Origin of the sequence: Algoriphagus ratkowskyi (genome assembly GCF_002150505.1) — a bacterium.
Classification (GTDB): Bacteria; Bacteroidota; Bacteroidia; order Cytophagales; family Cyclobacteriaceae; genus Algoriphagus; species Algoriphagus ratkowskyi.
The window spans coordinates 47481-67932 of record NZ_MSSV01000018.1; the positions used below are offsets into that span (position 1 = coordinate 47481).

The following is a 20452-nucleotide window of genomic DNA, read 5'->3' on the forward strand; positions in this document are numbered from 1 at the left end:
GGTAGATTAGGCGAGCAATTCTTTGTATTTCAAAATTGAATAAAGATCCTGTCTCACGGTGTTTTTGACGATAAGGAACCCATTAGTATCGCGATCCAAAACTCCGATATTTAGCAGCTTTCGGACAGCAGGTTTGTATTCAGTTTCGTATCTATCGGTAAACAGATTTTTAAGTTCTAGGTCACTGCAATAGCCGAAAAGCAAGCAGTTTTTTAATATGAGCAATTCTGTGATGGATAGAAAATCGTTAAGGTGTGTCTCTTTTTCGGTAAATCTAATGGATCCATCTTCCTGCACATCAGTACAAAATATCCAAGCTTGTAAAACTGCACCTATGTTGTAATCGAATTTTTTTATTAGCCAAGTGATTTTCTTTTGGAGTTGTACTTCATTCATTTTGACACCTTCCTTCTCATAGATAGCGCGATGGGAGGCTCCATGCCTTAGCATTACTGCTCTGTAGATTTCTTCAGAACCAGTACAGTTCGTATCTAAAAGGTTGGTGAAACCCAGGGCGAACTGCATTCTCGAATTTAAGTGAAGGTGAAGTGAGTTGGTCATGCCAACAAGTATAAACACTTTGGTAGAACTTGAGCTTATAAAATCAATTAGTGCTGTAGCATTTGCAAGTAGCGAACATTCGGAACTTCTCCATTGATGAAAGTCATCAAGGACAAGTATAGGTTTAGAATTTCTTACCGATCTTTTCAAAAAGTTTAAGACCTCATTCAGATCAAAGCCCATTTTTTGTTTTCTGCCTTCGATGCTTATTTCCGCGCCAGGACTAAGGTAATGTACTTCATTAGACTTGAATTGATGTGAAGCGAACTCCAGCAAAGTAGACTTGCCACTTAGTGGATCTCCGAGTATAGCAACCGATCTACTTTGGCCTTTTTTCCAATTGCTTAGGATTTTAAGAAGCTCTTCTTCATGGTTCTTTCGCTTTACCAAAAATAAGTCGCCGATAAAATTTTTATTCAGAAACAAAGAATGGTAGTGGTCTGGAGTTTCTTTCTCATTTCTTGTTTCTAATATTTCTAAGGCAACTTCCAGGCGCTGATGTGGTGTTTTCTCTTGTACCTCCTTCACTTGCTTTCCTAGATTTTTGAAAAGATTGGAGATTTTGGGCCAATAAGTATTTAAAGGACCTTGTTTGCTGGACTTTAATCTGGAGAAATTGGTTTGAAAAGGGACTTTGAGGTACTCCTCTTCAAGGTATATTTGAGTTACTTTAAAGTTGTCGATTAGCTCATTCTCTATATAAGTGATGAAATCATGACTTTGTTGAATAGCTTTTTTTTGTTGTTCAGTAACTAAGGTGAGGGAGGCTATCTCTGCATCAAGGCTGGGTATTTGTTGTGCTTTTCTAGCTACTTTCAATCCACTTTTAATTTGTGCGGCCACATTTAAGAGATGAGAATAAGTAGCCTCCTGAAGATCCCATAAATCTGTGAGGTATGGTAAAATCTCATAATCCAGCCATTTTTCAGAAAGCTTACGCAGGTCAACTTTCCGCACTACTAAAAATCCACCGGCAGTATTTATTGGTACATCAAGCGTAGGAAGTTGGTCGACTGAATAATCAAGGTGGCGGAGAGTACTTTCAGATCGAATCACCAGTCCAATCCCTAAGGAGGTTAATTCTTCAAAAGCTTTAATGGTGATATTAAGTTGTTCGAGATCGGTTGTTTTTCCAAGCTCCTTAAGGCATTCATCCGCTTTACTTTCAAAAAGACCATTTGATTTTATTACATCAGTTCTCAATTGGAGAATCATGTCTCGAATCAGCCCATAATGTGTGATAGCTTCTTTGAGACTATTATGGGTTTGGTCTATTTCAATGAATTGGTCGGAAAGGGTTTCAAATTGCACTTGGTAGGTTTTCCAAGGATTTGAGAAGTGCTTAACTGATTCTATTTTTCTATTGAGAATTTCAGGCTTTTCGAGCAATACTTTTCTCTCCTGCGCAAAATAGCTTAGTGATTTTTCTAATTCGGTGTTGAGGAGCGTTTGAGATTTCTCGAAGTGACTTTCTAATGTATCGTCAGATACCAAACCATCTGCTGCACGAAGTTTCGCTATGCTCAGCTGCAACAGCACATCTCGCAAAAGCAAAACGATGGATTTGAATCGGTCTGGGTAGGAGAAATGGACTAAATAATGATCAACTTCTGTGATTACGGATGTATTATCTGAAGCTAAAAAGTAGGTTTCACCAACGTTACAATATACTTCAAGCAGGGAAGTGCCGTTTTCGAAAAGATAGGTATAAAGTTCCTCAGTTGAAGATTGTTCCGCAATACCTTCAATAAACTTTTGAAATTCACTTATAAATGAATCTAGAAAGATTCTTTCAACTTCGATTGGCTCTGGATTGGAAGGGGCGTTTTGGTTCATTTGGAATGAAGATATTAATCAAAGAAACATAAAAAAGAGTTTAGACAAGCTCATTAATTTTTGTTCAAGGTCTTGCCATAAATGAGGCGCTAGCTTCTAGGTTAGATTTTAATATGTTTTGATGGAAAAGTATAAAATATAAAAAAATGATGGATTGTCATCAGTTTTTCTTCTTAAAGTACATAAGCGATCAGTAATTATGAAGCAGATAGATTGATGCCTATACTTTCTATTTTGATTGGTTTACTAAAAAATCACGAAATTCATCGGTGTTAAAATTGCTCATTCCCTCTTGATAAAAGACGATTTTACCGGCGGGATTTACCACCAAAGTCGTAGGGATTGATTCGCTCTGCAGACTTTGATTCAAACCATAACTTGCATGTACCGCTGGGAAGGCCCAATTTTTACCTTCTATAAATCCTTGACTTTTCTTGATGTCATTATCAATTCCAATCATTAAAAATTCCAAGTCTGGCTCATTTTGGACAGATTTGTACAGTTCAGAAATATGCGGCATCTCCGCTCTGCATGGCCCGCACCAAGAAGCCCACAAATTGATAAATACGGTTTTTCCTCTGTAACTCTCTAGGTCGATTTGCTTTCCGTCAAATGTCAGAAATTTACCTCGGTAGTCGAACTGCTGATCGGTAAGGTCTGGAATCTCAATTTTAGGTTTTATTAAACCAGTAGAAAGCAATACGGATTGCATTCCTCCTACGATGACAGGCAGAAGTCCAGTGAAGTATAAAAATGCCACTACGCTGAGCATGATTCCCCAGCTTTTGATTTCTTTTTTCCAATCTATACTCATTTCAGATAGTTGATTTACGATTTACGAGATTCAAAGGGACCTTTGAAGTTTTCTGATCTTGCAGGTTTTATAGGTTATTAATGAAGATTAGTAAGGTGAATAGCCTTACTGATTTTGAAAGCTGCAAAACACAAAGTTTTGAACAGATTTGGACGGAGTAAGATGATCAACCGTAAAGCAATAGATCTTCTTTAAATACTTTTCAATTTTTTCACTCAAGGATTCTTCTGAATACTGCGTGATTGCTATCCCACTGCACTTGGTTGGACCATTTACTGAAAAAGTGCCAACGACAAGGTGACCGTTTGGGTTTAAATTTGCCTTAATAGTATCAAGATACTGGGCAACTTCATTATCTGGAAGAAAATGAAAAACGGCTCTATCATGCCAGAAATCGTATTTTTCGGAAGGCTGAAATGAAGTTGCGTCAGAAACAATCCACTTCACTTTGGAGGCTTGATCTCCAAGTCTTTGTATGGCTCTATCCAATGCTTTCTCAGATATGTCTAGAACTGTAATGTCTTGATAGCCAAGAGAGAGAAGGTTGTCTACAAAACAGCTGTCCCCACCTCCGCAATCAATGATCTTTGCATCCAAGGGGACGTTGAACTTCTGTAGAAATTCTAAGGAAGTTTCGGGTTTTTGCTGATACCAACTTACCTCATTGAAGTTTTTTGTTTGGTAGATGTGCTCCCAATGTTTTTTTCTGTCTTGATTTTCCATTTTTCCTCCAGTCAATAATACAGTTTATATTTCTCGCAATTTTACAATCTTAAAATCAGACGCTTAGTGACATCTCTCACATTTCATCCTTTTTGTCTCCAAAAGGAGGCTTAACTTGCAGTACAATTAAAGAGTAGATTATCCCATTTCCCTATGAATTACGAAGTACAAATAGCCGCTGAACTCCAAGTAAGACCCGCACAGGTGAATGCCACATTGCAATTGCTCGACGAGGGCGGGACGGTTCCATTTATTTCTAGATATAGAAAAGAAGCCACAGGAGAGTTGGACGAAGTGCAGGTAGCTGCGATTCGTGATCGTGTGCTGCAGCTGCGTGAGTTAGCCAAGCGAAAAGAAGCTGTACTCAAGTCTATCGATGAGCAAGGGAAACTGACGCCCGAATTAAAAGGTAAGGTTAACGCCGCTGAGACCATGTCTAAGCTGGAAGATATTTATTTGCCATACAAACCTAAGCGCAGAACAAAGGCTACTATTGCCAGAGAAAAAGGCTTGGAGCCACTTGCTGAACAGATTTTTGAGCAAAAATCTATCAATCTGGAAGCAGAAGCGGAGAAGTATGTGGATGCTGCTAAGGAAGTGAGTTCTTCCGAAGAGGCTCTTCAAGGTGCTCGGGATATCATATCAGAATGGATTAATGAGAAAGCGGAGCTGAGAGAAAAGATGCGAAAGCTATTCTTGAATGAAGGTGTTTTCTCTTCGAAAGTTCTTCCGGGAAAAGAGGAAGAAGCGATTAAATACAAGGACTATTTCGAATGGTCTGAACCTATAAAAACTGCTCCCTCACATCGTGTTTTGGCGATGAGAAGAGGAGAGAAAGAACTTTTTCTAATGTTAGATTCGCTGCCGGAAGAAGCTTCTGCGATCTATCAGATGGAAAAAATGATTCTTGTCGATGGAGCAAACTCTTCTGTTGATCAGGTGAAATTGGCTATCAAAGATTCCTATAAAAGGTTGCTCAAACCGAGCATGGAAACTGAAGTTCGCTTATTTACAAAGAAAAAAGCGGATGAGGAAGCGATCAAAGTTTTCACAGAAAATTTACGCCAGTTGCTTCTTGGAGCACCTTTGGGAGAGAAATCGGTAATGGCAATTGATCCTGGATTCCGGACAGGGTGTAAGTTGGTTTGCCTTGGACATCAGGGTCAATTTTTACATTATGAAACTATTTTCCCTCATGAAGCTAATCGTAGAGGCCAAGAGGCAGCGATGAATGTGAAAGGATTGGTGGAGAAGTTTAAAATCGAAGCGATTGCGATCGGAAACGGGACTGCTGGGCGTGAGACGGAAGCATTTGTAAAAGGACTAGGCTTAGCTAAGTCAGTGATCGTAACGATGGTGAATGAATCTGGAGCCTCAATTTACTCTGCATCAGATGTCGCTCGGGAGGAATTTCCAGACTTGGATTTGACTATAAGAGGAGCCATTTCTATTGGTCGTAGATTGATGGATCCTTTGGCGGAATTGGTGAAAATCGATCCCAAATCCATTGGTGTTGGTCAGTATCAACATGACGTTGATCAGAATGCGCTGAAAAATGCACTAGATGACACAGTGATGTCCGCGGTGAATGGAGTAGGTGTGGAAGTGAATCTGGCTTCCAAGCAATTGCTTACCTACGTATCTGGTCTGGGGCCAACTCTGGCTCAAAATATTATTGATTTCAGAAATGAGAACGGTCCATTTAAAAGCCGGGCTCAACTGAAAAAGGTGCCTAGGCTTGGAGATAAAGCATTCGAACAAGCAGCTGGTTTCTTAAGAATCAGCAAGGCAAAACACCCGCTAGATTCATCAGCTGTTCACCCGGAGCGATATGCATTGGTGGAGAAAATGGCTAAAGATGTAAATTCATCAGTTTCTGATTTGATGAGTTCGGAAGACTTAAGAAATAGAATTTCTCTAAAGAATTATGTGTCTGAAACGGTGGGTTTGCCTACGCTTCAGGATATTTTGGAGGAGCTCGCCAAGCCGGGAAGAGATCCTCGAGAGAGTTTTGAGGTCTTTGCTTTCGAAGAAAGTGTGAATAGCATGACCGATCTGAAAGTAGGGATGAAGTTACCAGGAGTGGTGACGAATATCACGGCCTTTGGCGCTTTTGTAGATGTGGGAGTTCATCAGGATGGTTTGGTGCATTTGAGTCATTTGGCAGATCGATTTATCAAAGACCCGAATGAAGTGGTATCTGTGAATCAAAAAGTGCAGGTAACTGTGATGGAAATAGATATTCCCCGTAAGCGAGTTGGCTTGAGTATGAAAGCCGATCCTTTTGCGGAGCGAGGTAAAAAGATGGAGAAAAAGCCTGCGGCTAAAGTTGAAGCAAAAGAATCTGAAGGCTCTATGGCAGATAAACTGAAGATGCTGAAAGGGAAGTTTGGAGGATGATTTTATTTAACCGCAGAGTTCGCTGAGCGGTAGCGCAAAGAAGGCGCGGAGGGTTTTGAGATTGTGAGTGGTGACACTCACATGGGCGGTAGTAGTTAATTGAAACCCTGAGATGAAAATCTTGACGCTTTTTCAATACCCCATCCCAAAAACCCAAAGCGGCACCTTTTTACCGAACCCATGCTCGATCTCATCGGCAGCGATGAGATAGTTTTCGAGGTGGTTGACTTGGCTGGCATCCTTGTTTTTACCGCCGACCTCTATCACTAATTCATCGACTAAAAAGTCACCAGACTTTGGTAGTCTAACTTCTTTTTTGATGTTTTTGAGTTGATTTAGTAGAAAGGTTTCCCGCACCGAACCGATTTCTGGAGTAGCCTTTAATGCGTAGGATAGATTGGTGTTTTCTAAGTACACTTTATCAGGCTTTTGTAAAAGTGTAATGCCTTTACCTTCTGCGATCAGGAAATTGAGCAATCTGGCTTTTTCCAATTGGGTAAGCCATTCATAAACTGAGTCCCGACTGGTTTCTACTTTTCTCGCAATTGAAGATACATTAGGTTTTAAAGGAACTGACTCTGCCAAAACGCCTAGAAGTTTCTTGACTTTATAAGCTGTTCCAGCATTGTAATCAGCTATAAAGGCCAAGTCTGATTCCACAACGGTATTGATGATTTGCTGCAGGAAAACCGGGATGGTTTCCGGGTTTGACTCGGTGATGATAGGGAGATAACCTCTTCTCAAGTACTCTTTGAATGCGGGTAGAGGTTGGAGTTTTGAGGTGATCTCAGGTGTAATCTGTGAATGTGAAGTTTGGATTTCTGCCAAAGAGACTGGTTGAAAATTCTGCTCTTGAGTTAAGTTCAAGTATTCCCGAAAAGACATTCCCGGTAATTCATAGCTGATCACTCGACGGCTCAAATCTGATTCGCCTCTATAAATATCCAGTGCGGAAGAGGAGGAGAATACCACTTTCAAATCAGGGTATAAATCATAAATATTCTTGAGCTCCCGCGACCAATTTGGATATTTGTGAACTTCATCTATAAACAGAAATCTACCACCATTTTGATAAAAGCTATCCGTTGTCTCCACCAGATTGTGTGTGTAAAACCAATAGTGATCAGCTGAAAAATATAGTGCTTGGTTGGATTGAGGTTTTATTCCATACTTGATTTGCTGAAGCATAAGCGTGGTCTTACCTGAGCCTCTCGGTCCTTTGATGGCAATCATACGTTGGTTCCAATCAATTTTATCGAAAAGGTATCTGAAGAACTTATCGTTAGTTTGATTGAGTAGGTTTTGGGAATTTGAAAATAGAATATCCATAATTTGTAGAATCCATTATGCAAATCTAATTTAAATATGTCGATTTAAAAAGACAATAAATATATGTAAATGTCTTTTTAAATCGACATATTTGAAAGGTCAAGTATTTTTTCTAACAGGCGGCCAAATAGTCTTCGCCCGAAAGCGAACAAAATTGTTCGGGCTTAATCATCGAATTCCCTATTAAATCTCCCTTAAGCCTATAATGGCCGATTTTTTTTGGTTTGATCTTAGATAAAAGCTACCTGCTTATTAGTCCCAATAGAATTAACTGATAGTGAATATCTGAGTGAAGACACTCAGATAGGCTTAGTTAGTGTTTACTCTATTTGTATAGACTAATTAGGAAATGTGAACGAAGACGCTCACAAGGGCGCAGTAATAATATTTAAAACCATGTGGAAAACTTACGCTAAAATCGCTTGGCGAAATCTTAAGAAAGGAAAGCGTGTGGCGCTGATTAATATTTTTGGGCTGACGCTTGGGATCACCGCTGCGTTTTTATTATTCACAGTGGTGAGCTACGAGCTGAGCTACGATGATTTCCAATCCAACTCTGATAAAATCTATCGTGTGGTGACGCAGGATGAGTATGCTGATGGGCTGAGTTACAATCCCGGTGTTTCTCCGCCTATGCCAGATGCGTTGAAGGAGGATCTTTCTGGAATAGAAGCAATCGTTCCCGTGGTGAGTTCATCTGTTTTTGTCTCCATCGAGAATGCTGTCACGAATACTGGTGAGAATAAATTTATCGTTGAAGATGTGTTTTTCACCACACCTGACTATGCGTCACTGTTTGATGTAGAGGTATTAGCTGGGAATATGGATGTGCTGGACAATCCAGGGCAGGTGGTGCTCACCGAGTCTGAAGCCAAAAAACTTTTTGGAACTTGGGAAAATGCTTTTGGCAAGTCAATTCTTTTGTCAAAACGGGTGGAGGCTATCGTAGGAGCAATCGTAGTTGATATTCCGGACAACAGTAATTTCAAGTTCAACATGCTCGCTTCTTACCAGACTTTGAAAAGCAATGCGGAAGTCTTTAATTACAATTTTGAAGAATGGGGGAGCTTCGGAAGTAATTTTCAAGTATACCTTCTGCTTGCTGAGGAAAGTGACGCAACTCAACTAGACCAGCAATTGCTAACTTTTGCAGAGAAAAACTATAAGGACCGGGGGACTTCCAAAAAATCATTTTTCCTTCAAGCCATGAGTGACATCCACTTCGATAATCGCTTTGAACCAATAAGCGGTGAGATGATCCGAAAAGCTACGATTTACACCTTGGCTTTGATTGGTGTTTTCATTCTAATCATGGCTTCAATCAATTTCGTAAATCTTTCCACTGCACAGGCTATAGGAAAAAGTAAGGAAATAGGAATTCGTAAAGTGATGGGCGGAAGCCGACTACAGGTCATTGGCCAATCCTTCGGAGAGACTTTTATAGTGGTACTTGTCTCAGCGATCATCTCCAGCTTAGTCGCTACGATTATGTTGCCGTATTTGAGTAAAGTGGCAGAAGTTCCAGAAACTGTCCAGCTAATTACACCTTCCTTCTTACTGTTTTCAACTGCTATAATTTTGGGAGTGACACTGCTCTCAGGATTTTATCCTGCGCTTATTTTGTCAGGATTCCAGCCGATTCAGGCTTTGAAAAATAAGATTCAAGTCGCACAAATTGGAGGTGTTTCGCTTCGCAGAAGTCTTGTGGTGATGCAGTTTGTGATCGCTCAAGTGTTGATGATCGCTACGGTGATCGCAGTGAAGCAGATGACGGAGATCCAGTCAGCGGATCTGGGCTTTTCCAAAGAAGCTGTTTACTATTTTAGGATTCCTACTGATGAAGTCAAGGATGGAAGAATGGATGTGCTGAAGCAGCGATTGGAGTCTAACTCTCAGATCAAAAGTGTAAGTGTGTCCAGCGACGTACCTTCCTCTGGGAATAACTGGGCATCGAATTTCTGGTTTGATGGAAAAAGAGAGGATGTTCAATTTATCACTTTTTTGAAATATGGTGATGCAGATTACTTTGAAAATTATGGGCTAGAATTTGTCGCTGGTGGAGGCTATTCAGAAAGTGACACGCTCAAGGAAGCTGTGATAAACGAGACGATGGCTAAGAAACTAAACCTGACAAAACCTGAAGATGCGATAGGGAAGACTATCACTATTGGAGGTAGTGAACCTTGGCTGACTATTACCGGAGTAGTAAAGGATTTTGCGCAGAACTCCTTACGTGAAGAAATCAAGCCATTTGTAATCGCTACTCAGAAATCAAACTATGAGGTGCTTGGGTTGAAATTAGATGGGAATGCCGGTCAGGAAACACTGTCTAATATTGAAGAAGAGTTCAAAAACTTCTATCCCGACGCAATTTATTCTGGAACTTTCTGGGATGAGAGCATTGCTAATTTCTACCGCAGAGAAAATCAATTGGCCTTGATCTATAGAATATTCGCAGTGATTTCAATTGTGATTTCATCCATTGGTTTATATGGTTTGATATCTTTTTTGGTGGGACAAAAGCTGAAGGAAATAGGGATCAGAAAAGTGCTTGGAGCCTCCATTACCCAAATTACTTTCATGCTATCCAAGGAATTTATCCTGCTTGTGTTTGTAGCTTTTGCGATAGCTGTGCCACTGGGATACTACATGACCGATCAGTGGTTACAGAATTTCTCCTATCAAACCAAGGTTCCCTTAGGCTTGTATGTCATAGTTATGCTAGTTTCACTTTTGATTACTGCTGCTACGGTAGGTTTTCGAGCGGTGAAGGCTGCTATGGGTAATCCGGTGGATAGTTTGTCAGACGAGTAAGTCGATAGAGGTCCTGGTGATAAAACACGGAAATGGACGCTGATATTTTATTTCAACGGACAAATATATTAATTACAGCATCTGTAAAAATCTGCAACTTTTAATGCGTCCATCTGCGGTAAAAAAAATTGAATTGAATATAGTCACGGACTTTCTTAAAAAGCAGAATCCCCTTGATCATTGTGTTCAAGGGGATTCTGCTTTAACTATAAATCAAAATTAATCTTCGAGGTAGCCGAATTTCCCAACATTGAAATCATTAAAAGCTTCCATCAATTCTTCCTTCGTATTCATCACAAAAGGACCATGGGAAGCAATTGGCTCATTGATCGGTTCGCCACTCAATACCAAGACTACTGAATCTTCACTCGCTTTGATCTCAAAAGTTTCACCTTCAGTTTCGAATAAGGCAAACTTGTCAGTTCCAATTTTCTCTTTTCCATTTACTTCTATAGCTCCTTCGATGACCAATAAAGCAGTATTGAAATTTGCTGGGAAAGTGAAGCTAGCCACACCTTCTTTTTTCAATTTGGCATTCATCAAATTCACAGGATTAAAAGTACTTGCAGAACCTTTTAATCCTTGGTATTCACCAGCAATGATTTCGATTTCTCCGGCATTATTTTCTAAAGTGTATTTCTGAATCTGATCATTAGTGATACCCTGATATTTTGGAGTACTCATTTTGTCTTTTGCAGGTAGATTCACCCAAAGCTGCACCATCTGAAACTCTCCTCCTGTGCGGCTGAACTCTTCCTCGTGGTATTCTTTGTGCAAAATTCCAGAAGCAGCTGTCATCCACTGCACATCACCTTCACCGATGATTCCAGAGTTTCCGGTGCTATCGTGATGCGCTACTTTTCCTTTGTAGGCAATAGTCACCGTCTCAAAACCTCGGTGTGGATGTACTCCAACCCCCTTTGGCTCATTGGAAGGAGGGAAGTGAAATTTGGAATTGTAATCCAACATAATGAATGGAGACATGCGCTGCATATCTAGATGATATCCACTTGGAATGAAATTGTGAACTCTGAATCCATCACCTACATAATGTGGTGCTGGTGGATTGACGATGATCTCTATATTTTTGGTTGCCATGATATTGTTTGTTTAAATGAGATATTTATAGCCGCTTTTCTACCAGTAAAGAGACTAAACCATTACAAGATTTGGTCAACATTAGCATTTATACCACCCCCGCCAGTTGTCGGGCTGGCGTCTTCGGTCTTCCGTCCGGGTAAGCATAGAAATTTTGGTGACTGGCATCATTGCGGATAATCATTAAATGATAGAACAAATATCGAAATGCATCGGCACCTGTACCTTGATGTATGGTAAGTTCGCTTTAGGACTTGAAATTCTTTTTCGCAAGATCTTTCCTCACTCTACTTAGTGATTCTGGTGTGATACCCAGATAAGATGCAATCATCCAAAGTGGAACTCGCAAGAGTATGTCAGGGTATTTCTGGATGAAAGTTAGGTAGCGTTCTTCCGCTGTCGCACCTAGCAGTTGGTTGATTCGCTTCTGAAGCTGACGAATATGGCTATGAAGTGCAAGTTCATTTTCTTTCTGGAATTTGGAGCTCATCTCTGAGACCATTCCCATAAATTCAGTACTGATGAAAATCACCGTGCTATTTTCTATAGCTTCTATAAAGAGGTCCGAAGGGGCATTGAAGTAAATATTACTTCTGTCGGAAATTAGCCAGTCCTCAGGAGCGAATTGAATAATGTGCTCCTTACCCGATTCATCCACAGTGAATGCCCGAAGAAGCCCTTTCTCGGTGAAAAATGCATGCTTACAGACATCCCCGGCAGAGAGTAGAAATTCACCCTTTTGGATGCTTTCTACTCGTACCTCTTTCAGGATTTTATCAATAGTAGCTTCCGTAAGGTCACTTTTTTCACTTAGATAGAGCTTAAAATTATCTAGCACGACAGGGAGTTTAGGCTTCAAAATAATCAAAATGATCAATATGCTTATCTGCTATTCTTACAGTTATGTGATAAATGCATCATAAAATTTGGTAAACCTAAGTATTGAGGTCACATCGGTCTCCAGTCTCCAGTCTCCTGTCTCCGGTCTTCCAACTAGGTTATCCTAAAACCTCAGCAGTGATCTCTAAAGATTTTAATCGCTTCTCTGTATCATAGATATTCGTAGAGACCATCAACTCATCTACTTCTACCTGCTTGAAGAAGCTCTCAAATTGAGGTTTAAGCGTTTCTTTAGTTCCGATAAAAGTACAGGCCATCATATTCTGAATTGCAGCAGCTTCTGGATCTGACCAAATGCCATCCATGCTTTTTACAGGTTTTTTCATGGGATAGGATTTTCCTCGAATGATCCCCAGCGCAGATTGGTAAAATGAGGTAGCAAGGAAATGCGCTTCTTCGTCCGTATCCGCTGCGATCACATTTACGCAAGAAATAAAGTATGGGGTAGCTTGTTGCTCTGAAGGCTGGAAATTTTCACGATAATACTGTGAAGCATTAATTAGATAGCCTGGTGCAAAATGGCTGGCAAAAGCGTAAGGCAAGCCTTTTTGAGAAGCAAGAACAGCACTACTCATACTTGATCCTAGTAAGTAAATGGGTACATCAAGACCTTCCGCCGGAAATGCACGAACTTTGGAATCTAAGTTCTTTTCGGAGAAATAACGCTGAAGATCATCCAGATCACTTGGGAATTCTTGAACTGACTCTTGTCTGCCACGTCTAAGTGCCGTAGCTGTAGTTTGATCTGTGCCTGGAGCTCGTCCAAGTCCTAGATCAATTCGATTTGGATAAAGAGTGGCAAGTGTTCCAAATTGCTCAGCAATGATTAATGGGCTATGATTTGGAAGCATAATTCCTCCAGATCCTATACGTAAAGTGGAAGTTCCACTTGCCAAATAGCCAATTAAAATTTGAGGGGAAGAGCTGCCGACGTTTGCCATATTATGATGTTCGGCAAGCCACATTCTAGTGTAGCCTAGTTTTTCAGCATGTCGGGCAACTTGAAGGCTTCTCTCGTAAGCATCATTGGCATCATAGTGCTCACGGATGATCGCAAGATCAAGAAGGGAATAGGGTATGTTATTTTTCAAAACAGATGATTGCTTATAGTTAGTTAGCAAATTGAAATTCGAGAAAGAAAGTTTCGTAATTCGATTTTTCGTAAGTGACTAACTTTTTAGATTCTCACATTGAGGAAATACCACCACGATGTCTTGGTGATTAACCACGATATAAATGTTTAGATCACCTTATAAGCTTAAAATACTTATTTGACGCGTGGCAAGTTATTTGATAATTCATATGTAAAAGTGGCTGATTCTATAGAATCAAAAGTTTTGATTACTATCAGCCTTCTTTCATTAACAGAAAGATAAATTTTATAGAAATTTTATAAATAAAATATTACACTTATGAGCTCCATAACAATGATCAAAAATGACTGTATCGTGGCATGCGAACTTTGTATTGAAGAATGTATTGCGTGTATTGAATCCTGTAATAACAGACCTGAGATGCAAGACTGCATCAAATTCTGTGAAAGATGTATCGACGCTTGCAGAGATTGTATAGCAGCATCGGATCTTAGTTCATTGGATAAAGCGATCACTATGCAGCAATGCATGGAATCCTGCTACGACTGTGCAAATGAATGTGAAAAACATGAGCATGAAAGCTGCCAAAAATGTGCTTCAGCATGTCGTCAATGCATAGAAGAATGTGAAACACTTTTGGCTTAATTAACTATATAGCTTAAAAAATAACGGCTGGTGGAGTATCCATCAGCCGTTTTTTGTTTTAATCATTATTGATATCCGCAATGGCATACGTATTATGCAAAAACCGACTTAGATATAGTAATCAACCTATATTTTCGACACTTTGATTATCCGTTCATCCGTCTTTCAGCCACAGAAGCTAAGAAAAAGAGATTATTGACATCATTGTGGGTAATCATGTTAATCATTATAGATTTCCTTGTAATCATCCATATTCGTTCCTTTGTTGAAATGTCGGATATCGAAGGAGAATGAAAGCATAAAGTAGCGTTGCATTACATTGTTTTGACCATCTTCTACATAGGCATCAGAGATATTTCTATACACACTTCTGTTTTGCCCTAGCAGGTCGTAGACGCTCAGTGAAATTTCACCTCTCTGATTTTTAAATACTTTTTTACCAAGGCTCATATTCATCAACACGACATTCGCGTCATATCCTTCAGAAAGGCCTGAGTTCAATTGATGGTTTATATCAAATCTGTAAATAAAACCTTCCCAAATAATCCAGCTCAGATTTAGTCTAGAGCGTTGATTAAAGTACTTGTTGTTTAAGCTGGCATTCAGCGTGTTTTCTACATCATTGAAAGATACCCGTGTAGAAATATTGAAGTCAATCTGGTCGGAGATGTTACTAGTCAAGGAGATTCCAGTGCTTATTCTTTGTGAATTATTAAAGCTTAATTGATTGTTTACCTGACCTGGCCTTTTGGTGCTGCTGAATCCACCGTTTAAATTAAAGTTTGATTTCAAGAAATCCAGAGGGATGCCATAACTCACCCAAGATCTGAAATCTTGATAGCCATCCAAATTGACAGGTCTGAAAAGCTGGGAGCCTTTTTCCAAAATGATTCCTCCAGGTAGTTCTGTTGCTTCTTCAGCAGTGAATGTGCTGTTAGAAACGGCATCTTTTATGAGATTGTATTGCGCAAAAACAAACCAAGAGCGATCGTTTTCTGGATTATTACTTCTAAATCTTAGTCTGAGTCTATTAGAATAGGATTGCTCTAGATTAGGATTGCCTGTTTTTAATTGCAGTGGATTTGAGTTATCTATAGCATTCTGAAGTTCGCCCACAGAAGGCGCATCTACATCGGTGTCGTAATCGAACTCGAAATTAGTATTGTCGGAAAATTCATAATCTAATCTTACTGTAGGCATGAAGCTTTTAAATGTACGGTCAATTGTACCTACAGCAGGGAAAAACTGCTCATTTTTAAGCGTGGCATTTTGATATTCCAATTCTGCCTGAAACTTCAATTTCTCTAGCTGATATTGGTAGCCAAGCTCCACTTCATGTCTTAGGTATTTACTTTCGAAGGAATTACTCAGAGCGGTATCCAACGCTAGGTCTGGATTGGTGATTTCGTCATTTAGGATATCAAAAGTCAGTTGATCTGAATCGTTAAATCTATTTCCTATCTCGTATTCCAACTCCATTTGGCCATTTTTACCAAGAGGTTCGGTATAAGAAATGCCAGTTTCCCAATCTGATCCTGATCTGTCTTTAGTTATATTCTGATTGATTAATTCCGATACTTCAATTGGTTGGTAATAAATGTTTGTTGCAGTTCGATAGGCATTATCATTGTCGCCATGACTTCCTGTATTCGCACTTAGTGTTAGACTTCTTCCTTGCTTGCTGAATTTATGACTGTAAAAAAGTCTGTGAAACATGTCATAATCTTTATTGTCTGCAGTCCGAATATTTTCCGTTTGGTTTAGCGGACCTGCATCATTTGTGCTTTGGCCGAAGAATCCGGAGTTTTCAGTTTCGAAGCTGGCAGAGACTCTGGGACGGTATAAAATTCGGTTATTTTCGTTGATGTTGTATTCTAGTCTCATATCAAAACGATGATCCTGAGAGGTTCTAGTCTCTCTACTATCTTCCGTGTAGATTTGATCAGAATCTGATCCAGTCACATACTCTCGGATTAGGCTAGATTGATTTGTGTTTTTGCGGTGATTGTATTGATAGCTACCACTGATTTTTATTTTTTCTCCCCAATTATCAGAGTAATTTATTCCTAGAATATTGGTAGCGACAATTCCGTTTTGTGGGCGGTTATTACTTTGTGTGTTAGCATCACTGGAATAGTCCAAGACGTTTATGTTATTACTAAGTCCTGTGAATGTTATTCTTCGGTCCTCATTAAATGCGTTTATACTTGCGCCAGCTAAATAACGATCATCAGTTCCGTAACCTACAGTCGCTTTTCCGAACTGGCCTTTTCTCTTGTCAGGTTTTGTGATAATGTTGATGGTTTTCATACGCTCACCATCATCAAACCCACTCAGCAATGCCTTGTCACTTTTTTGATCGAAGATTTCAATACTTTGTATTACCTCAGCAGGTAGATTTTGTAAGGCGGTATTGACATCTCCTCCAAAGAAAGGTTTTCCATCCACTAAAATCTGGGTGATTGCCTCTCCCTGAGCTTGTAATGTCCCGTCTTGAGAGATTACACCGGGAAGCTTTTGGATTAGGGTCTGTGCACTTGCATCTTTCATTGTTTTGAAAGCATCTGCATTATATAAAGTAGTGTCACCCCGCTGTTCACCCTGAGCTCTTCTGGCACTGATAGTCACTTCGTCCAAATCTCTAGCTGACTCCCTTAAGCCTAACACGCCTAAATCTAAATCTCCGGTGATATTGATCGACTTATATAGGTTCTCGTACCCGAGATATTGAACTTTCAATAAGTACTCTCCAGATATTATATTGGTGATTTCAAATTCTCCATCCAAATCAGAGATCATACCATCGACTTGTGAGGAGTCAGGAAGATTTTGAAGTAAAATAGTAGCCATAGGAATCGTGATCTCTTTTCCAGCTTCTTTTACTCTTCCCTTGATTGAAAAAGTTTGTCCAGAGACCTGTGTTAGTGAGAGCAAGAAAAACAATAAGTAAAGGCAGTGTTTCATCGTAGGCAAATAGTAGGGTTCTTTTGAAAGTATATATTTCTCTTTTATAGAGGAAATGGTGGTGAGGTGTCGGTAAACCTTTCCACAAAGGAAGGAAGTTCTAGTCATGATAGAGAGAGATAAATGGCTAAGCGGTCAAATGGTTTACTGAATAGTAAATGCGGGATATGCATTTCAGGATATTTCTACTTCCAGGTGTTTTTAAGGTACAGATAATCACTTTTTGACAATAAGCGTCAGATAATAATGTTTATTTTTCGAACATTTATATGTTTGTAAAAACAACATTTATATCTTAGCTGCTGTTAAAAGAATCAGATATGAAAAATCAGAATAAGATCAGCATCACCACAAAAACCTTGGCTTCAGGTAATTGCCAAGTCAAATTTTATGTTGAAGATGAGGCAAAGCCTCAATACGGTTATTTGTTGGTGAGCGGACCAAAGCCGGTCGGAGAGATCATCGATGAAATCAAACAGCGGATGGAGAGAAGAAGAAATACGGCAATGAATATGAATCCATTTTATCCTATTCCTATCGCACCAGAAGACCACAACTTTTACCTTTACTCCGCATGAAACACCTAGCTTCTAACTTACGTTTTTTGCGCAAGCAAAAAGGAATCACCCAAAATGATCTCGCAGATCAGTTGGATGTGCAGCGCACAATGATCTCTGCCTATGAAGATGGTAGATCTGAACCAAAGCTGTTGACCTTAGGGAAGCTGAGTGACGCGCTGGACGTAGGAATAGAAGAGTTGTTAAACCATGATATTGAAAGAAGTGGTAGAAAGGCTATTCAGAAAAGAGGTATAAACATTCTTACGATTGCCTGTGATGAGAACGAAAAAGAGAATATCACATTGGTAGGGCAAAAAGCTTCCGCAGGTTATCTGAATGGATTTGCAGATACGGAGTACATGGAAAGCCTTCCTCAGTTCCATATTCCCACACTTACTAAGCAAGCTACTTATAGAGCCTTTGAACTGGCTGGGGATTCTATGCTTCCACTTACTCCAGGCACTATAGTGATCGGAGCATACTTAGATCAGTTAGCTGATATTAAGAGCGGAAAAACCTACGTGCTCGTGACCGAGACAGAGGGCGTGGTTTACAAGCGTGTATTTAATTACCTCAGTGATAACGGTAAACTTTTTTTGGCTTCGGACAATGAGCAGTATAAGCCTTATGAGGTAAAAGGTGAAGATGTAGTGGAAGTTTGGGAAGCCAAAGCATTTATCAGCACCGATTTCCCAAATCCAGGAGATAAGAAAAAGCCGTTGACTTTGGAGGATTTGGGAGAAATGATCTCAGATATCCGAGCCGATCTGAGGACGCTTAAGGCTTAATTTCTTTTAAGTTCAGCATTTGCTGGCAAGTTGTCATTGTATGTCTGCCCATACCAATTCTTACCTCCGTCATTTGAGCCAAATGAGAAACCATAATTACTGCCTGCTTCAAAGATGGTAAATAGGGTAGAATAGAGGTACTCACCATCGTATTCTCCGGTGCCTTCACCGACTTTCTGATCAAAATAGTAATAGTCGAAGTTGAAGAAATTCCCGTTTTGCTTAATTAGAATATAGCCCATTCTTACTCCATTTTCCCACAACCACCATTTTCCTGAGTAATCAAAACCAGTTTGTGAAGGCTGAATAGGAGCTGGGTTATTTTCTAACGGAAGATTTTCAATAATATCTGTTCCTGTCGGGTTTTCATCGCGAAGGGTGTTGGGCTCAGATAGATTGAGGTTAGGACCAGATTGCCCATCACTGTTGTCAATTGGATCATCATAACTTTCCCTTGTGCCATTTTTTCCTTCTTGATAGCCTTTTTGGAAATCATCACTACTAATTATTATAATCATGAGGACTACGAAAACTCCCAATACCCAGAGGTAATTTCTAGCCCACCAGCTTTTCTGGGCAGGTGGTAGCGGTTTAGATTTCCTTTTTTCAGTTTCTTTCTTTAATGGAGGTATTATTTTTTCAAGAGTATGTGCCAATTTTTCCACATCGCTTTTCCACCTAGGAATAGTCAATTCTGCCCAATGGAAGTCTGCAAGTGATTTAATATTTTCTGGTAATTGTGCAGCTGAAAGTTTTTTAGCGTCTTTCACCAATATCGGGATCACCCGAGTTCCTTCCATTGCTAGCGCCATTGCAACTTCTTTTCTTACCCAATCATCTTCTTTGAAAAGTCTGAGATTACCCTCTTCATCTTTGACGTCTATCCAAGTTTCTCCAATTAGAACCAAAACTACGGCACTTTGAAAGAGGGTTTTTTCTATTGCTTTGGCAAAATTCAATCCCGGTTCCAACGTTTCAATATCAAAAAACACACGATCTGCTCCGAATATATCTTCTAAGTTCTCCTTTAGGCGGCTTGCTTCGCTCTGCGTGTCGCTCTGTCTGTAACTAATAAAAATCTTGTTCTTTTGCATAAAAACAGGCTTATATTTTAACTAAAAATTATTGCCTAGACACTTATACTAGTATTTATTCTATTCATTCTAATACCTGCGGAAACAGGTTTCAGGAAATATCTCGATTTAGTTTTTAGCTATAAGTATGATATTTCGATTAACACCCAAAGAATTATAATTCCAATAAAATACCATTTGTACTTTTTTAACCATAAACCATAAGTGACTGTAAATGGAGCGGACGATTTAAATGGTGCTGAATCAAAAATATTCTTAAACTCGGGAATTTCAGGTAAAGGAGCTGGCGGGTTGATAGGTTTGATGGGATTCAACTGTCTTTTCAAAACTTCTATTAATTCTTTGACATCTGATCTCCAGTTTTTAATAGATAATGTCGCCCACTGAAAATCTGCTAGTCCTTGGATATTCTCGGGAAGTTTAGATTTTGTGAGCGGTTTGGCGTCCTTGGTCAGTACAGGTATTAGCGTTGTGCCAGATCCATGTTGAGCAAGCGCTATAGCAACTTCTCTTCTGACCCAGTCATCTTCTTCAAAAATTCTTAGTTCCCCACTTTCTCCCTTCACTTCTGCCCAAGTAAGTCCAATTAAGACTATTACAACTTGACTCTGTTGGATAGTATTTTCAATTGCTTTTGCAAAATTTAACCCTGGTTCAATGGTTTCAATGTCAAAAAATACAGCATCCTGCCCAAAAACTTCTTCGAGATTTTCTTTGAGTCTACTCGCTTCACTTTGCGTATCACTCTGTCGATAGCTTATAAAAATCTTATCTCTTTTCATAAAAAAACCCGATTCTAACCAGTTAAAGTTAAGCGAATCAGGTTCTTAAT

Annotated in this window: 15 protein-coding genes; 5 read left to right on the top strand and 10 right to left on the bottom strand. The window is 39.6% G+C overall.

The window, feature by feature from the left end; translation table 11 throughout:
- Positions 1–6: 6 nt before the first annotated feature.
- The 3 genes from BVH02_RS16875 to BVH02_RS16885 all read right to left on the bottom strand — a co-directional run bounded on the left by BVH02_RS16875 (position 7) and on the right by BVH02_RS16885 (position 3934).
- Entirely contained in the window at positions 7–2397 is a 2391-nt protein-coding gene (locus BVH02_RS16875) for a hypothetical protein (RefSeq protein WP_086502647.1), read from the bottom strand.
- Between the two features lie 229 nt (positions 2398–2626).
- On the bottom strand, positions 2627–3205 hold the full coding sequence (locus tag BVH02_RS16880; RefSeq protein WP_086502680.1) for a TlpA family protein disulfide reductase: 579 nt from the start codon (positions 3203–3205) through the stop codon (positions 2627–2629).
- A 111-nt stretch (positions 3206–3316) separates the two neighbouring features.
- Positions 3317–3934 (bottom strand): class I SAM-dependent methyltransferase, encoded by a 618-nt coding sequence (locus BVH02_RS16885; protein ID WP_086502681.1) that lies wholly within the window; start codon positions 3932–3934, stop codon positions 3317–3319.
- 153 nt (positions 3935–4087) lie between these two features.
- Here BVH02_RS16885 and BVH02_RS16890 point away from each other — a divergent pair, with 153 nt between their 5' ends.
- On the top strand, positions 4088–6334 hold the full coding sequence (locus BVH02_RS16890; protein WP_086502648.1) for a Tex family protein: 2247 nt from the start codon (positions 4088–4090) through the stop codon (positions 6332–6334).
- Between the two features lie 132 nt (positions 6335–6466).
- Here BVH02_RS16890 and BVH02_RS16895 read toward each other — a convergent pair whose 3' ends face one another.
- Entirely contained in the window at positions 6467–7663 is a 1197-nt protein-coding gene (locus BVH02_RS16895) for an ATP-binding protein (protein ID WP_086502649.1), read from the bottom strand.
- 396 nt (positions 7664–8059) lie between these two features.
- Between BVH02_RS16895 and BVH02_RS16900 the strand changes: the two genes are divergently transcribed.
- Complete coding sequence (locus BVH02_RS16900; RefSeq protein ID WP_086502650.1) at positions 8060–10477, top strand: ABC transporter permease; 2418 nt, start codon at positions 8060–8062, stop codon at positions 10475–10477.
- 219 nt (positions 10478–10696) lie between these two features.
- On the opposite strand, the gene BVH02_RS16905 is transcribed toward BVH02_RS16900, so the two are convergent.
- The 3 genes from BVH02_RS16905 to BVH02_RS16915 all read right to left on the bottom strand — a co-directional run bounded on the left by BVH02_RS16905 (position 10697) and on the right by BVH02_RS16915 (position 13566).
- Positions 10697–11575, bottom strand: a complete 879-nt coding sequence (locus BVH02_RS16905; RefSeq protein ID WP_086502651.1) for a pirin family protein — start codon at positions 11573–11575, stop codon at positions 10697–10699.
- Between the two features lie 247 nt (positions 11576–11822).
- A complete protein-coding gene (locus BVH02_RS16910; RefSeq protein ID WP_086502682.1) occupies positions 11823–12413 on the bottom strand; it encodes a Crp/Fnr family transcriptional regulator in 591 nt (196 codons plus the stop codon).
- Positions 12414–12573: 160 nt separating this feature from the next.
- Positions 12574–13566: an LLM class flavin-dependent oxidoreductase gene (locus BVH02_RS16915; RefSeq protein WP_223271898.1), complete on the bottom strand. Its 993-nt coding sequence runs from the start codon at positions 13564–13566 to the stop codon at positions 12574–12576.
- A 321-nt stretch (positions 13567–13887) separates the two neighbouring features.
- Between BVH02_RS16915 and BVH02_RS21300 the strand changes: the two genes are divergently transcribed.
- Positions 13888–14214: a hypothetical protein gene (locus BVH02_RS21300; protein WP_143244232.1), complete on the top strand. Its 327-nt coding sequence runs from the start codon at positions 13888–13890 to the stop codon at positions 14212–14214.
- A gap of 219 nt (positions 14215–14433) precedes the next feature.
- Here the strand turns inward: BVH02_RS21300 and BVH02_RS16920 are convergent, their stop codons facing one another.
- Positions 14434–17286 carry an outer membrane beta-barrel protein gene (locus BVH02_RS16920; RefSeq protein WP_223271897.1) on the bottom strand — a complete coding sequence of 951 codons (2853 nt, stop codon included), beginning with the start codon at positions 17284–17286 and terminating at the stop codon, positions 14434–14436.
- Between the two features lie 212 nt (positions 17287–17498).
- On the opposite strand from BVH02_RS16920, the gene BVH02_RS16925 reads away from it, so the two are divergent.
- Positions 17499–17756 (top strand): hypothetical protein, encoded by a 258-nt coding sequence (locus BVH02_RS16925; protein ID WP_086502652.1) that lies wholly within the window; start codon positions 17499–17501, stop codon positions 17754–17756.
- Complete coding sequence (locus BVH02_RS16930) at positions 17753–18526, top strand: XRE family transcriptional regulator (protein WP_086502653.1); 774 nt, start codon at positions 17753–17755, stop codon at positions 18524–18526. The genes BVH02_RS16925 and BVH02_RS16930 overlap by 4 nt, the downstream gene beginning before the upstream one ends.
- Here the strand turns inward: BVH02_RS16930 and BVH02_RS16935 are convergent.
- Positions 18523–19620, bottom strand: a complete 1098-nt coding sequence (locus tag BVH02_RS16935; protein ID WP_086502654.1) for a toll/interleukin-1 receptor domain-containing protein — start codon at positions 19618–19620, stop codon at positions 18523–18525. The genes BVH02_RS16930 and BVH02_RS16935 overlap by 4 nt on opposite strands.
- A gap of 119 nt (positions 19621–19739) precedes the next feature.
- Complete coding sequence (locus BVH02_RS16940; RefSeq protein WP_086502655.1) at positions 19740–20402, bottom strand: toll/interleukin-1 receptor domain-containing protein; 663 nt, start codon at positions 20400–20402, stop codon at positions 19740–19742.
- Between the last annotated feature and the right edge of the window lie 50 nt (positions 20403–20452).

Bases quoted from the DNA above. Each gene is read 5' to 3' on its own strand.
- BVH02_RS16875 (WP_086502647.1), bottom strand. From the start codon at position 2,397: ATGAACCAAAACGCCCCTTCCAATCCAGAGCCAATCGAAGTTGAAAGA.
- BVH02_RS16885 (WP_086502681.1), bottom strand. From the start codon at position 3,934: ATGGAAAATCAAGACAGAAAAAAACATTGGGAGCACATCTACCAAACA.
- BVH02_RS16890 (WP_086502648.1), top strand. From the start codon at position 4,088: ATGAATTACGAAGTACAAATAGCCGCTGAACTCCAAGTAAGACCCGCA.
- BVH02_RS16895 (WP_086502649.1), bottom strand. From the start codon at position 7,663: ATGGATATTCTATTTTCAAATTCCCAAAACCTACTCAATCAAACTAAC.
- BVH02_RS16900 (WP_086502650.1), top strand. From the start codon at position 8,060: ATGTGGAAAACTTACGCTAAAATCGCTTGGCGAAATCTTAAGAAAGGA.
- BVH02_RS16905 (WP_086502651.1), bottom strand. From the start codon at position 11,575: ATGGCAACCAAAAATATAGAGATCATCGTCAATCCACCAGCACCACAT.
- BVH02_RS21300 (WP_143244232.1), top strand. From the start codon at position 13,888: ATGAGCTCCATAACAATGATCAAAAATGACTGTATCGTGGCATGCGAA.
- BVH02_RS16920 (WP_223271897.1), bottom strand. From the start codon at position 17,286: ATGACTAGAACTTCCTTCCTTTGTGGAAAGGTTTACCGACACCTCACC.
- BVH02_RS16925 (WP_086502652.1), top strand. From the start codon at position 17,499: ATGAAAAATCAGAATAAGATCAGCATCACCACAAAAACCTTGGCTTCA.
- BVH02_RS16930 (WP_086502653.1), top strand. From the start codon at position 17,753: ATGAAACACCTAGCTTCTAACTTACGTTTTTTGCGCAAGCAAAAAGGA.
- BVH02_RS16935 (WP_086502654.1), bottom strand. From the start codon at position 19,620: ATGCAAAAGAACAAGATTTTTATTAGTTACAGACAGAGCGACACGCAG.
- BVH02_RS16940 (WP_086502655.1), bottom strand. From the start codon at position 20,402: ATGAAAAGAGATAAGATTTTTATAAGCTATCGACAGAGTGATACGCAA.